11 protein-coding genes are annotated in these 13,069 nt (G+C 60.6%); all 11 read right to left on the bottom strand.

Annotation, left to right across the window (positions count from 1 at the left end; translation table 11 throughout):
• Positions 1 to 16: 16 nt before the first annotated feature.
• Positions 17 to 484 carry a type IV pilus modification protein PilV gene (gene pilV / locus DESUT3_RS08765; protein WP_221252103.1) on the bottom strand — a complete coding sequence of 156 codons (468 nt, stop codon included), beginning with the start codon at positions 482 to 484 and terminating at the stop codon, positions 17 to 19.
• Positions 475 to 1,050, bottom strand: coding sequence for a GspH/FimT family pseudopilin (locus tag DESUT3_RS08760; protein ID WP_221252102.1), 576 nt, complete (start codon positions 1,048 to 1,050; stop codon positions 475 to 477). Before DESUT3_RS08760 ends, pilV begins: the two co-directional genes overlap by 10 nt.
• A gap of 272 nt (positions 1,051 to 1,322) precedes the next feature.
• Positions 1,323 to 1,946 carry a pilus assembly FimT family protein gene (locus tag DESUT3_RS08755; protein WP_221252101.1) on the bottom strand — a complete coding sequence of 208 codons (624 nt, stop codon included), beginning with the start codon at positions 1,944 to 1,946 and terminating at the stop codon, positions 1,323 to 1,325.
• Entirely contained in the window at positions 1,943 to 5,443 is a 3,501-nt protein-coding gene (locus DESUT3_RS08750; RefSeq protein ID WP_221252100.1) for a PilC/PilY family type IV pilus protein, read from the bottom strand. Before DESUT3_RS08750 ends, DESUT3_RS08755 begins: the two co-directional genes overlap by 4 nt.
• Before the next feature lie 68 nt (positions 5,444 to 5,511).
• The gene (locus tag DESUT3_RS08745) at positions 5,512 to 6,075 is read right to left on the bottom strand and encodes a hypothetical protein (RefSeq protein WP_221252099.1); all 564 of its coding nucleotides are present in this window, start codon (positions 6,073 to 6,075) and stop codon (positions 5,512 to 5,514) included.
• Entirely contained in the window at positions 6,065 to 6,961 is an 897-nt protein-coding gene (locus DESUT3_RS08740) for a prepilin-type N-terminal cleavage/methylation domain-containing protein (protein WP_225911692.1), read from the bottom strand. Before DESUT3_RS08740 ends, DESUT3_RS08745 begins: the two co-directional genes overlap by 11 nt.
• Before the next feature lie 12 nt (positions 6,962 to 6,973).
• Positions 6,974 to 7,345 (bottom strand): type IV pilus modification PilV family protein, encoded by a 372-nt coding sequence (locus tag DESUT3_RS08735; protein WP_221252097.1) that lies wholly within the window; start codon positions 7,343 to 7,345, stop codon positions 6,974 to 6,976.
• 182 nt (positions 7,346 to 7,527) lie between these two features.
• Positions 7,528 to 8,013, bottom strand: a complete 486-nt coding sequence (locus DESUT3_RS08730) for a pilus assembly FimT family protein (RefSeq protein ID WP_221252096.1) — start codon at positions 8,011 to 8,013, stop codon at positions 7,528 to 7,530.
• The gene (locus tag DESUT3_RS08725) at positions 8,010 to 8,942 is read right to left on the bottom strand and encodes a putative Ig domain-containing protein (RefSeq protein ID WP_221252095.1); all 933 of its coding nucleotides are present in this window, start codon (positions 8,940 to 8,942) and stop codon (positions 8,010 to 8,012) included. The genes DESUT3_RS08730 and DESUT3_RS08725 overlap by 4 nt, the downstream gene beginning before the upstream one ends.
• Before the next feature lie 78 nt (positions 8,943 to 9,020).
• Positions 9,021 to 12,488: a pilus assembly protein gene (locus DESUT3_RS08720; protein WP_221252094.1), complete on the bottom strand. Its 3,468-nt coding sequence runs from the start codon at positions 12,486 to 12,488 to the stop codon at positions 9,021 to 9,023.
• Position 12,489: 1 nt separating this feature from the next.
• Entirely contained in the window at positions 12,490 to 12,972 is a 483-nt protein-coding gene (locus DESUT3_RS08715; RefSeq protein WP_221252093.1) for a pilus assembly PilX family protein, read from the bottom strand.
• Positions 12,973 to 13,069: the final 97 nt, after the last annotated feature.

Below are 13,069 nucleotides of genomic sequence, written 5' to 3'. Positions count from 1 at the left end.
GCGGAAAATCGCCGTTTCATAGCAGCGTCTCCACCTGGATCTGCTCAAGAGCCCCCTTCTCCAGCCACCGCACGGTGATGGTCGCCTTCACCCGTCCGGTGCCCAGAGTGGCCAGTTCGACCCCGCCCTGACCCGATGGCAGATCCCCCACCTCGGCCAGCCAGTCCGTGAGGTCGTTATAGACCAGGGCTGGCAGCGAGATGGCCGGGACCTCCCCCGGGGCGACCTGGTAGGGCGCCGAGGCATTCAGCGCATCGCCGCGGTTGGCCCGCATCCGCTCGGCGATGTCGTAGGCATACAGGGCGGCCTGCGACCGCATGGCGGCTCCGGTTCCGTCGGAAAGGGCGCGCGCCTGCAGCCCGGCCACCCCGAGCAGGCCGATGGAGAGCACCACCATGGCGACCATGGCCTCGACCAGGGAAAATCCCCCCTCGCCGCCGAGCCCCGGCCATTTGCCCGAATCCGGGTGACAATTCACGGACATAATGCAGCTCCTCTGGACGAACTGATCCGTCCGGTGTTGCTGATATTGACGGTAAAGGCCTTGGCGGCCCCGCGGGAGTCACAGAGCCTGAAGTTACCGTTGCCGGCCCCGCCGTTGCCGCGACTGGTGCCCAGGGCCAAAAAGGAGACAAATTCGGCAAAATTGGCCTCCGCGCGCAGCGTCAGGTTCCCCTGCAGAGGGGGAGAAACTCTCAGGATGACCTCGCCGCCATCGACACTGCCGTCACCGTCCGGGTCGGCAAAAACCAGCCAGCCATTTTCATAGCCGCCATCCGCGGTGCAGCCGGCTCCGTCTGAGCTCTGGCAGAGGGTGACGGGGGTCCCGCGTTTGACCGCCTCGCTCCGGGCCAGGTTCAGCGCTGAAACCAGAGTGTTGACCTCGGCGGTCTCGCGGTTGCTGCTGATCACTTCCTTGAAACTCGGGACAGCCACCGCGAGTAGAATGCCGGCGACACTCATGGCGACAATCAGCTCGATTAGAGTAAACCCTGAAAGGCCCCGCGGTCGGGTGCGGGTTGATTCAACTGGCCATGCTGGGCTTGGCATTCCCCCTCCTCCCGGCCGCAAGGGCGGCCGCATGCATTCCCTGTTTAGGTATACAGCAAAAACGGTGCCGGAGAATAAACGCCTAACAGGCCAATAAGATTATTAAAAATTTTCCTGGTTTCGATTTTTACGCATTCTTTGCACACCCATGGCGCACCGGGGAACAATACACAGCACCGAACCAGGTCGGGGTTGCTGTGTTTGATGTGGGGGGGAAAGGAGAAGGGTACTTGGGAGGGAGGGGTCGGCTGGAGGTGAGTTTTGACGGGCCGTTACTGCCAGGAGCTGCCGTTCCAGCTGCACACCGAAAAATTACCCGGCCGGGTGCCGCTGACCGCATAGCTTTTGCCGCTTCTGGTGAGGTAGATCTGGCCGCCGCCGGCTTCGCTGAAACCGAGCTTGTTCATGCGGAGGCACGGGCTGCCGTTGCAGGGTGCTCCGGCGATGGGGGCGTAGGTGATGTTCTGGGCAGGGGCAGCGCCGGCGTTATTACAAGCCGTCTTGTTAACCCCGCTTCCCACTCCGAAGGCCACGTTGGAGGGGAGCGTTCCGGAAAAGGCCTGGGTGCATTCGCCGGCGTCATTGAAATTGCCGTTGTTGTTGGCGTCGGTGCAGGTGAAGGCGGCGTAGGAGTTGGCTGCGCCGTTAAAGGCCACGAACACCCGGTTCTGCTGGAACTGGCCGCCGGCCAGGGTGTATTCGCCGGTGCGCATGGCCAGGCTCTGGGCCCTGCCCAGGTCGTCGTAAACCTGGTTGGCGGCGGTGCGCACCTGCCAGGAGCGGACCAGCGGCAGCAGGGTCAACCCCGCGGTGGCGAGGAGAATCCCCGCCACCGCGATGGTCACGATCATTTCGATCAGGGTGAACCCCCGAGCCGGCCCCAGGGGTCTGATCAACGCAGCCTCCAGGAGAAGACTCTGACAGGCGCTTTTTCACCGCCGCCACCGCCGCCAGACTGGGGTGAACCGATCTGGGTCACCTTGCCGTCGAAGGAGATGGCCACGGCCACCCCATCGCCGACCTCGACGTTGCCGAGTCCCGCCCCCTCGATGTCGACAGAGCGCTTTACCGAGCCGCTGTTATTCATGTCGAGGATCAGCAGGCGGCCGCTGGTGGTCCCCTGGGAATCGGGGTTGAGGGATTTGTTGAACCCCTTGGCGGTGCTCAGGAAGATATTCCCCTGGCTGTCGATGGTCGGCGGCGACCAGACCTTTTCGCCCTGGTTCAGGTCGAGCTTCCACAGCAGCGAGGCGCTGCCGGAATCTCCGACGTTGATGGCGTACACCCCGTAGGTGGCGTTGTCCGAGGCGAAGTTGGCGCCGCCGGTGCCGAACACCACCTTGTCCTGGAAGACCGCCACGCCGCCGCCGATGGGGGCGCCCCCGGGGACGGTATAGACCGGCAGGTCCTGGTTGTTCGAGCGGTGGATCGACTGGCCGGTTTTCGGGTCGAGCGCCCAGACCTGGCCCGCCATGTCGCCGAAGACCAGCTTGGTCACCGTCCCCTGCTGGTCGAGGCCCATCAGTGCGGGCAGGGCCGGAACCTCGTTGACGTTGCTCACCGTTCCGCTGTAGGGAGCGCTGAACTGCCACACCTTGTTGCCGGACACCAGGTCGAGGGCCAGGGCGTTGATGCCGTAGCTGCCGCTGCTGTTGGGCTTCTTCGCGCTGTAGGTAGAGGTCAGGAAAACATAGCTCCTGGTGGTGTCGCCGATCTGCACCGAACCGATGGCCACCCCCTTGGAGTTGCCGACGTTATCGTTGGGGAAGGTCTTCTCCCAGAGCACCTTGGGAGCATAGGGATCGGTGATGTCCAGGGCGAAGAAGATCCCCAGGTTGGTGGACTGCACCGATGCGGTCCCCACCAGCACGGTGTGCCACTCGTTTAAACCGTTGCCGTCGGGATCGATGAAAAAGTCCCCGACCGCGGGCGAACCATCCACGTTGACCACCGCGGCCTGGTTGGGGTCGTTGAATGGCTGGTTCTTCAGGTGGGGCAGGATCTTGGAGGGGATGTAGGCCCACACCTCGCTGCCGGTGCCGGTTCCGTAGGCGCTGCCGTCCCAGGAGCCGCCGTAAAAGGCGTGCAGCATGCCGTCCTCGGCGCCCACATAGACGATTCGATCTCGGCCTTGCTGGGCCCCGATGATGCCCGACCCGCCGATCACCGCGGGGGTGCTGGTGGTGATGCCCCACAGCCGGTGGGACATTTCCCCGGTTCCGCCCACGTTTCCGGCAGAGGCGCCGAAGCGTCCGCGCACCGAGTTGATGAGCGCCTTGGCCTCGTTGAGGTCGGTTTTCCCCAGATCCGCCTTCAGGAGATTGGCCTGGGTGTCGGTGGCGTCGAAGCCTACCTTGACGAAACTGGCGTTGTTGGTGAAGAGATGGCGGGTCGCGTTATTCTTCGACGGGGTGGCCGGCATGGCGCCCGTCCCCGCGGGCGGCACCTGTTGGGCGGCATCCCATTTGTTGCGCAGCGCCGGATCTGTTTCCAGAAGATCGATGGCCCGCAGGTGCCCCTTGTGCCCGGGGAATTCGAAGGAGGCGGCATACATCATGCGCCCGTCGAGGATCGGCGAGGACTCGACGAACTCGTTGGAAACCAGGGTGAACTGCAGCCCCAGCACCGTGTTGAGCACGTAGCGCATGCCGCAGGTGTTGGTATTGCCCCAGACCGGATTGCAGGAACTGATCTCCTCCGAAAGCCCTGCGGTGCCCGGCATGTTGTAGTTCACCGAGCAGGTCGCGGGCGAATTCTTGACGTCGCTGCAGAGGGTTTTCTTCCCCGAGGCCGAGTTGGCATCATCGAGGCCCTTCAACTCGTCGGCGCTGCTGGGGAAAGTAATGGTAACGCTGTTGATGGCCACGGACCCCGTGGTCTTGTTGACGATAAGGATCCCGGAAACTTCCTTGTCGTTGCTTTTCCAGGTCGCGTCCTTGAGCTCGATCCCCAGGGTGGCGTCATGCACCTGTTTGCTGGTCAGGGTGGCGCCGTTGCGGGCCTGGATGGTGCCGCTGCGGTAATAGCGGGCGGTCAGCGCCTGGTTGCCGCCGTAGTTCAGGGTGATGTCGATATATTCATTGCTGTTGATGCCTTTTTTCAACTGAACGTCCAGCACGAAATCGACGGTGCCGTTGCCGCTGCCGCCGCTGTTGCCCTGGCACTTGCCGTAGCTGTGGCCGGCCAGGAAGGAGACGTAGCCCTGGGTGGCGCTGCCGTTGATGCGGCCGCCGACATAGTAGTCGAACCCGGGGATATTGGGGTTGCCTGGCGGATGGGCCCCGTCCTGGTCATGGGCCAGTCGGGTCACCGAATTGTTGTACAGGTAGGGGACCTGTTGCGCCGGGCGAAAATTGTGGACGTGCCCCCCCTTGGGGTCGTATTTCCAGCCGCCGCACTGAGTCAGGAAAGAGACGCTGTCGTCAAAGGTCATGTACTTCTGATCCTGACTGCCGGCATTGATCTCGATGCGCGGGATCGTATAGTCTTTCTTGGTCAGCCAACCGCCGTATTTCTGGGTGGAGCTGTCGACTCCCCCCTTGGGCGAGCCTTCCACGCTCTCCAGCGAGGCGCATTCGAGAAACGCCGAGTTCCCCGATTCGAGAAATTCGCGCAGCTTGAGCATCACCAGTTCGCGCTCGGCCTGGTTGTTGATCTCGTCCTCGATGATCCAGTGCGGTGCCCAGAAAAGCTGGTACTCGTTGGCCAGGGTGCCGTCGATGATCTTGCTCGGCGGGATGACGTCGTAAACCACGTTGGTCTGGAACCCCAGGCCCGACATGATCAGATAATCCTGCAGCACGTCGGTGGCCCCCTGACCCAGTACCGCGATCTTCGGCGGCAGACTGGCCAGGGTCTTTTCCACCGGGGCGGTGAAATCCACCTGGGAAACATGTTTCTTTACGTTGGCGTAGTTGTTCAGCACCGCCAGGGCATCGGTATTGAGATCCTTCTTGTCAATGACGAAAGGCCCGCCGCGATACTCGATGACATGCGCCGAAAAGGATTCGCCGGCCACGGTGCGGGCCGCGGGATCGACCGGCGTGTTCGAGCCATACTTGAGAACCGGGGCGCCGGCGCCGCCGTTGATGGTGAAATCGACGCCGTGAACGCTGGTTTTCTGGGCGATGGTCCAGTAGACGGGTATCCCCTTGCGCAACAGGGTGTAGACCATGCCGTAAGCCTGGAAAATGCCCTGGTCGTTCTTGACGCTGTCGCAGCTGGCATGGAGGTAGGTATTATCGACATCGTTGTCGCTGTTCGGCTGCCAGCAGGGATCCATGGGCACGATCACGGATCCGGTCGCAAAGGTGCGCAGCGCCGCCTCCGCGGGCAGTGTCAACCCCAGCAGAACCAGCAGAGTCCCCCCAAAAAGCAATCCAAGCCGTTTCATATCCCCACCTCCGGATTTCAGAGCCAAAGCCAGACCTTGTCAATCTGCACGTCGATATTTTCCCGACCTCACTGGAGGGCGCTGTTGGAAACCGCGGCCCCGGCCGGATCGGCAAGGCCGGATGCGGCCTGCCCGGTGCGAGCCGCTCCATCTCCCAACTGAGATGAATATCCCCCCCCGCCGCCAGCGGTTGGATCGAGAAATACCAGGGCCTCGACCATGGTCTTGGTGCCGTCGGGTCCCTCCCCTTCGGCCAGGACAAAGACTTTCAAGTCGTTGTCCAACAGATAGTTTCCGCCGGGGTCGTCGTTGTTGTCCCGCACGTAGACCCGCACCGTCTGGCCGCCCACCGCCTCGTTGAGCAGGGGGGCTGTGGGGTAGACGCCGGCGCTGTTCAGGGTCAGGACGTTGCCCCATTTGGTTGCCCCTTCATAGCTGTCCGACAGCACCCGCCGTGCCCGCTCGATTCCCGCGTTGGCCGAATAATAGGTGGCGGTCTTCACCCCCTGCTCGCCCGAGGTGCGGGTCGAGGTCATCACCTTGTAGGCCAGCAGCGAACCGACCACCAGCAGCACCGCTGAGAAGATGACCACGGTCAGCATGGCCACCCCCCGCTGATTGCTAATAGGCATTGTTTTTCACCTCCACCAGCCTTGAAAACTCCTCGCGGCGAAAGCCGTCATTAAAAGGGCCATAGTCGTCACGATTGGCAATATTGTCATAAGGATCGGTATTGTTGAATCCCTTGTCGGTGCGCGGCGCCCGGGCCAGGACACTGGTCCTGATGCCTCTGACATCCTCCGAGGCGCCAGGGGTATTACTCTCTGCCCCTCCCCCGACATCCAGGTAGCTGAACTGCAGCCCGTCCACCCCGCTCAGCAGCGTTTCGGCAGGGTCAATAAAGTTGTTGTAGGTCAGATTCCCTCCGCCCAGGCTGAAGCTGACCGCCCTCACCCCCAGCACCTCGGTCCCGGCACTCACCGGTTCGGCCAGAGGCTGCGCCAGGGTAATTCGCGACGGCCCGGTCAGAATTGCCGTCACCCGGTACATGCTCTTGTGGTTCTCGAAGACCACCCCGCTCAGGGCGCTGGCGGTGGGGTCGATCTCGCCGGCAGTAAGAGCTCGCGAGAGGCTGATGGTCGTGTCGCCGACGCCGGCCGAGACGCTGACCGAGAGTCGTTGAAAAAAGCTCCGTGCCTTGAGAATCGAAAGGCTGTCTTCCCCGCTGGCGCCCCCGTCGGTGGCGACAATGCTGGCGGCGAAGGTCGTGCCGCCGATGGATATCTGGCTGTCGTCGGCAAACTTGGGCAAGGCCCCCACCCCGAAGCCGGTTTCCCGGATCTCCTCGGCGATGAAATTCAGTACCCGGTTGCCGCGGTCATCGAGATCGCTCTTGTTGAGCTCCTTGATCGCCTGGAACTGGTAGTTGGTGAAAAAGGGGTAGGTGATCATCCCGATCATGGCCATGATCGCCATGACCACCAGCAGCTCCACCAACGTATATCCTCGGTATCCCATCATCCGGGTCGGCTACTCGGTCCGAAAGGTCTGCAACTGGTAACTGTAGGGTTCCCCACGGTAGTTCCAACCGACCGTAACGGTCAGCCGGGTCTGATCGGCAAAGCCCACAGGATCAACCTCCACAACTGTAGTGAGGGCAAATGGCGGATCGTTGTCCGTTCCTGCCTGACCGGGGAGTGCCGCGTAGCTCATCGCCTGCAACTGGTCCATCCACTCGGCCGCCCGCACCCGGGCCTGGTTGCGCAAATCGGTTTTCGCGCCGGTGTGCATGTTGGTCACCAGCAGCGGCGCCAGACCGAGCACCGCCACCATGAAGACCAGCAGAGCGACCATCAGTTCGACGAGGGTGAAACCTTTGGGGAGGAACATCCGCTTGTTCATGGGCCAGACCTGGGGTTCTTGGAATTCATGAATACACGGCTATCTTGATACAGATCCGCTGTCGCTTACAAGGATTTAATTCCAGGTCCATACCCGGGCACCAGGAACCACCCGCTTTATTCCCAAGCCGAAAAACAGAGTCCATTCGCCCTTACCATGCCCCCTGCCCGGTCCCCGTGGCATTATTCAATGACTACCCGGCCACTGGACTGGGAACCCACCATTACCTTGAATTTCACATTTCCTCCTTCGGCCATGACACAGACCACGGGCTGCGAATCAGACGACCCATTGGGGAAAAAGGTCGCCACGACATTGGAATTCTGGTCGCAGGCAGCTCCGGATTGGAGCAGGGTTTCCCCAGGCAGACTGATCCAGCCGAAATTGACCGGCCAGGCCGAACTGTTGTAAGCGAGATTGCCGCGTTCCATTCGGTACCTGGCATTGTTGACCTCGATCGAGACTCTATGCTCCAGGTTGGTGGATATAGCCCGCGACCGTGCATCCCGCATAATCAGAGCCAGCTCCCGGGCCGCCTGTTTGTAACCGGCATTCTGTCGCCATGCCGAATAGGATGGATAGGCCACGGCCAGCAAAATGGCTAGAATCGCCAAGGATACCGCAAGCTCAATGAATGAAAAACCCTGTTCCGATCGAAAAAATTTCATAGCTGATCCCCGAACGTGATGCTGAGGGAAAACTCTTGCGCGGCCCACATGCCCAAGCTATCGGTGGCCTTGATTTTTACGCTGTGCTCCCCGGTGTGTTCCGGGCCGATCGCCCAAAGCAGCTGACCCGTCGCCTGGTCTATTTCCATTCCTTGAGGAGCCGCCTCCAGCGAGTAGGATACGGCATCTCCGTCCGGGTCTTCAACCACCGCCCGATAGGAATAGAGCGACGAAGAAAGCTCCCTGGGCGGATTCGAGACAAACTTCGGAGGGGCATTTCCGACCTCGATTTCGCCGCTTTTGAAAACCGGGCCTTCCCCCTCTGGGTCACTGGCCACGACAGCGAGGGAAATCCGGTCTCCCCGCTTGAACACTTCTCCGGGGAGGGTGGATGACTTTTCCCAGGGGTGTTCCTCACCATTAATACTCCAGGTGAAGGTCAGAGAGATCGGATCGCCGTCCATGTCTTCAACTTCGGGCGCAACCACCAGGTCTTGTCCCCGGCAGACATAGGCCGGGCTGAATGGCAACGACCGGATCTTTGGCGGACTGTTGTCGATCACCACCTGGGCCGCTCCTGTCAGTTCGCCTGCATCGACAGAGACTTCCAGCAAATCCCCCTTTTTGAAATTATCCCCTGGTAGTGCAGCCTCGGAAGCGCCGGCAATCAATACCCCGTTCTTTTTCCAGCGGTAGGTACGCTGCCCGGCTACGCCAGACACCACCGCCCGCAATCCCCGACTCGCGGTTGGCCTGTCGGGCTGGATAGAAACCGAGAGGGAGCCAGGGGGGGAACTGACTACCGGCACCTCGGATGAACTGGCCTTCGCTGATTCGGTCTGGCTCTCCCCACTTTTCCCGCAACCCGGGGCAATGCTAAGCAAAGAGATCAGTCCCAGGCAAACCGCGCAGTTTTTCATTCCGATCATCTCAATCTCTTCCTTGTCAATAGCATCGCGGTCCTATCCTGCCCCCCCCCCGGTGGGTCTATCAAGCACATCGGCCTTTTACCACTGCATCCAGTAAATGGGGAAGATAGCACCGCTCTTGTCCACATCGATTTTGGGGAAAGAGGCGTCCGATCCGATCAGAACCGATCCGTCGGTATATACGGGATCGGTGGGGATGCCGCCGCCGATGGTCTTGTGGCGATCGGCTCTCCTCAATACGAAGGGATTGCCGGCATCATCTTCTCTCAGGGAGCGCTCATTGGTGGAGGCAGCCTGATCCTCTCCGTACTGGTCGGTCCCGGTCTCAGTAAAGAAGTTGAAAACCGCCTCGCCGGTTTTGGGGTTCACCGCATAAATTCTGGCCGTCCCCGGGTTGCCTGGCGAGCAGGGATCCACGTTGGCGACGACATTTGGCGTATAGGTGGTGTAAAGCGCCACGTTATTGAACACCGAGGCGGTGGCCAGGGACTTTTCCCCGCCGTAGGTATCGAGGCGGATGAACCAGCCGTATTTGGTCGGGTCGTTGTAAAGCTGATTGTAAATGGTCGCAAAGGTTGTATCGTCGGGATCGGCGAAGTCCTGCTGAAGTTGGTTGGTGGTCACGTCTACCAGGTTGGTTTCCGTCAAAACCGTCGGTTTGAGCAGGTTGGTATCGTTATCGGTGTCCCTGAGGGCATAGAGGCGATCAACCACTGCCCCGGAGGCGCCGGGGTCGAGATAGTTCTGCGGGTGGGCGCGATCGCCGGTACCGAAATAGAGAAGAGTGGTGTCATGGTCCGTCACCAAGGCCTCGGGCTTGTAGAATATCTTCCGGCCGTTGGTGGGGGTGTCTTCGATCCCTGGGTTGGAACTGAAGATTTTCGCCGCCGTCCAGAGGCCTGTGGAGCTGTTGCCCACATTGAATTTCCACATGTTGCCGCCCGTATCCCCGACATAGATCCGGTCGATAAATCCGTCATAGTTCCGGTCGAGCGTCAGGAGATCCGACGGGATGGAAAATGCCATGGCCGAGTTCTCGGCATGGGTGTACCCCCAGACCTTGGTTCCGGAGTTGGAGAAGCTGGGGACAAAGCTTCCCGGGGTGCCGGACAATTCGGCCACCTCGATGACATAAATCCCTCGTCCGCGGGAATTCACCGCTGATCCGCCATCGCTGCTTTTGCCGTTGAGAAAATCGCCGGTCGGCAAGGAGACGTTGGTCGTAGCGGTGGTACCGGTTGGGAATGTCTGGGTGCTGCCGAACCGCAGGTCCTCATTGTTGTCATACCCGGCTCCGATGAAGGCTACCACTTTCTGGGCACTGCCGATCTTGACCTTTCCCAGCCGCGGCTGACTCCAGGTTTCGCCGAGTTCCCCCAATCCCGAGCTGGCCGCCGTAGCCCCGGGTTTGATGAGATTGTCACTGTCGAGACGCCACATGAATTGAGGGCTGGCCGGGTTGGTGACGTCCAGCGCGTAATAGGCTCCGCGGGGGCCGCTGGCCGGGAGAGTATCGAGGCCTCCCCCCCTGCGGGTGCCGAAGATCATTATCACCTTGTCCCCGTTGGCGGCCTCGATGTTGCCGTCGTTGTCGGCATCATGGATATACGCCACCGGGGTGCCATCGACGAAGTAGGTGTGGGAATTCTCTCGCAGATGCCTGAGATTGGGGAGCAGCCCCGGGGGAATGAAACCCCACGCCTCTTTTCCGTCGCAATCGCGGAAGGCATGCAGCATTCCGTCGTTGGCGCCGACGAAAATGTAGGTCTTGTTCTGGCTGCAGTCGGCCTCACTACTGGCGGAGAACGCATATTTTTCATAGTTCACGATCAGCGGCTTGGAGTGAAGGATGTCCCCCATCGGCCATTGGCGCTTTTCATTGGTGAGGGTGTCGGCATCGTCGTCGTAGGCGTCGATACCGTGCAGGAAGCTGATCAGGTTCTTCCTTTCCGTGGCGTCGGCCACGTCCAGCAATGCGGTCGTTACCCCGGCGTTGCCGATGGTGAACCGATTGCTGGTGGCCGTCAGGTCGGCACTGCTGCCAAGGTAGGTATAAATATTCCTCGGTTCGGTGGCCGTTGTCAGGGGATCACTGGCGGCAACATTGGTTGGTACGATGTTGCGGGCTTTCAGCACGCCGCCGAGCCCCCCCTTGTCGACCTCTCCGCTGTCGTCCTCGGTGCTCCAGTAGGAGCGGGCGGAGGATTTGAATCCACCATCAGGGTTGGTGGCCGAGCTGCCGTCAACACTGGTAATGCCGGAGTCACCATCGAGACCGAACTTTTTCAGATTCCCCCACCAGGGCTTCTCGGATTGGGGGTAGAAGAACCCCAGATAAATTCGCTTGCCGCTGAAGGTCCGGTTTTCCGGGCTGGCCGGGACGACCGGGGCGACAAAGCCGGTATTTGCCTCCCGGACCGCATTGCCTATGGAATCGAGGATGGCCTGAACCAGCTCATCCTTGTCACGGACGTTGTAGTATTTGCCCTGGCCATTGTACTTGTTGGCCGCTTTCTGAAGAATCGGGGTCTCGGTGTTGAACACCTGGATGATGGTGGTCTTGGCGTACTGGTCTCCGTCCAGGGTAGGGTGGAGATCGTTTTCGGCCAGATATTTAGCCGCATCGTCCACCAGCACGTTGGAGTCAGGAGGAAGGCCGATATCCCCAATCTTGTCATCCAGAAACTTTTCGCCTACCGCCCCCCCCATGGCGATGGCAATAATGATGTTTTTCTGGCAACTCTCCTCCATGGGGCTCGGGTACGGCCCTGGCAGGTGTGAATTGTCGGTAATGCTGTCGGTCCCGTAGCGCCCCCCGAGATAGGTCCCGGCATCCCAGACAAGCTCGCCAAGGGGCTGGTGGTTGCCGGTCACGAGATTGTCGTCGATGGCATTGATCGACTGTTCGAAGGCCGAGGAGCCGTTGAAGGTCTGGGCGCTGATGTCCGCCACCTTGTACCAGACGCTGCCCCCCTTGTTGTTGCCGCCGAAGACCATGGCCCCGAACTTCACATATTCCTTGGTAGCATTGGCCGCAAAGATCACCGCCTCCTGGACCTGGGCGATGGCAGTCTGGTCGGAGGTTGGCGAGCTGTCTTCATAGTTCAGCTTGTCACCCAGGTAGAAGTTGCCGGGGCTGTCGTTTTTGTTCTTTTTCACGCAGCCGTTCCTGTAGTTGTCCAGGTAGCCGAAGGCGAAGCCAGTCTCCCAGAGTTGCTGGTATTCCGCAGGGCAGTTGGTCTGGATGACCGAGAGGGGCTGAAAGGAGGTATAGTGACCAAGGGATGTGGACTTGTAGACCTGGCCCGAGGTTTTCGATCCGGTCACCGGGTAGTCCGCGGAGGTGTAGGCCCTCGCTGTGGATGTCGTGGCATCCATTGCCCGGTTGTTGTCGATAACCAGCAGAACATTGGGCTTGAGATACTGGGAGCTGCCACTGTAGATGGCGGTGTCCCCCAGGTACTTGTCGGGCCCTCCCATCGCCGTTGAGTGGAATACGGGCAAAGCCCCGAAAACCATCGCCACCACCAAAGCAATTTTTCGCATATCACCCTCCTGAGCTGGTTCTGAAGGAATCGTCAGACTTCTGCCACAGGCGCACCTGCTGGGCATCGACCCTGGAGGTGGCCCTGGAACCGGGTCCCGCCCCGGTGACCGACAGGGCATAGTAGAAGCCTGCCCAACGCTCCCCCCATATGGCTCGCAGGGAATCGGGCAATTCCCCCGCGCCGATCACACTGACCTTGTTCTCCGCGGAGGTCAGCAGGTTGGTGCCGCCCTGGGCCAATTTGGAAAGATGCGTATCGCCGTCGCTGTCGAGGTCGGTATTCAGGTCAACCTCACCGCTGGCGGTCTTCAGGATGGTTTCACTGCCCATGGCATATTCAACGGCCCTCTCCGCCGCATAGAAGGACTCCTGGGTAGTGCGGAAATTGCCGGAAATGTTGACCTCGGTGTTGGAGGATGTGAGGACGATCGCTCCGAGAATACTGAGCAGGGTGAGCATCGAAAGCGCCAGGATCAGGGCCATCCCCCTCTGATTTCGCAGAATCTCCCCCGGACCGGTGGAAACCTGTTTCCCGCAGGCGCCCTCCCCCGGGTTCAACATCCGCCCCTTCAATAATCGG

The organism is Desulfuromonas versatilis, from assembly GCF_019704135.1.
GTDB classification, from domain to species: domain Bacteria; phylum Desulfobacterota; class Desulfuromonadia; order Desulfuromonadales; family NIT-T3; genus Desulfuromonas_A; species Desulfuromonas_A versatilis.
The sequence above is the reverse complement of the archived record's forward strand: the minus strand, read 5'-3'. Positions and strand labels throughout refer to the sequence as shown.

What these genes read in the sequence shown, in the direction of transcription:
- DESUT3_RS08725 (WP_221252095.1), bottom strand. Translation starts at nt 8,942, where the DNA reads ATGATCGGAATGAAAAACTGCGCGGTTTGCCTGGGACTGATCTCTTTG.
- DESUT3_RS08720 (WP_221252094.1), bottom strand. Translation starts at nt 12,488, where the DNA reads ATGCGAAAAATTGCTTTGGTGGTGGCGATGGTTTTCGGGGCTTTGCCC.
- DESUT3_RS08730 (WP_221252096.1), bottom strand. Translation starts at nt 8,013, where the DNA reads ATGAAATTTTTTCGATCGGAACAGGGTTTTTCATTCATTGAGCTTGCG.
- DESUT3_RS08750 (WP_221252100.1), bottom strand. Translation starts at nt 5,443, where the DNA reads ATGAAACGGCTTGGATTGCTTTTTGGGGGGACTCTGCTGGTTCTGCTG.
- DESUT3_RS08735 (WP_221252097.1), bottom strand. Translation starts at nt 7,345, where the DNA reads ATGAACAAGCGGATGTTCCTCCCCAAAGGTTTCACCCTCGTCGAACTG.
- DESUT3_RS08715 (WP_221252093.1), bottom strand. Translation starts at nt 12,972, where the DNA reads ATGGCCCTGATCCTGGCGCTTTCGATGCTCACCCTGCTCAGTATTCTC.
- DESUT3_RS08760 (WP_221252102.1), bottom strand. Translation starts at nt 1,050, where the DNA reads ATGCCAAGCCCAGCATGGCCAGTTGAATCAACCCGCACCCGACCGCGG.
- pilV (WP_221252103.1), bottom strand. Translation starts at nt 484, where the DNA reads ATGTCCGTGAATTGTCACCCGGATTCGGGCAAATGGCCGGGGCTCGGC.
- DESUT3_RS08740 (WP_225911692.1), bottom strand. Translation starts at nt 6,961, where the DNA reads ATGGGATACCGAGGATATACGTTGGTGGAGCTGCTGGTGGTCATGGCG.
- DESUT3_RS08745 (WP_221252099.1), bottom strand. Translation starts at nt 6,075, where the DNA reads ATGCCTATTAGCAATCAGCGGGGGGTGGCCATGCTGACCGTGGTCATC.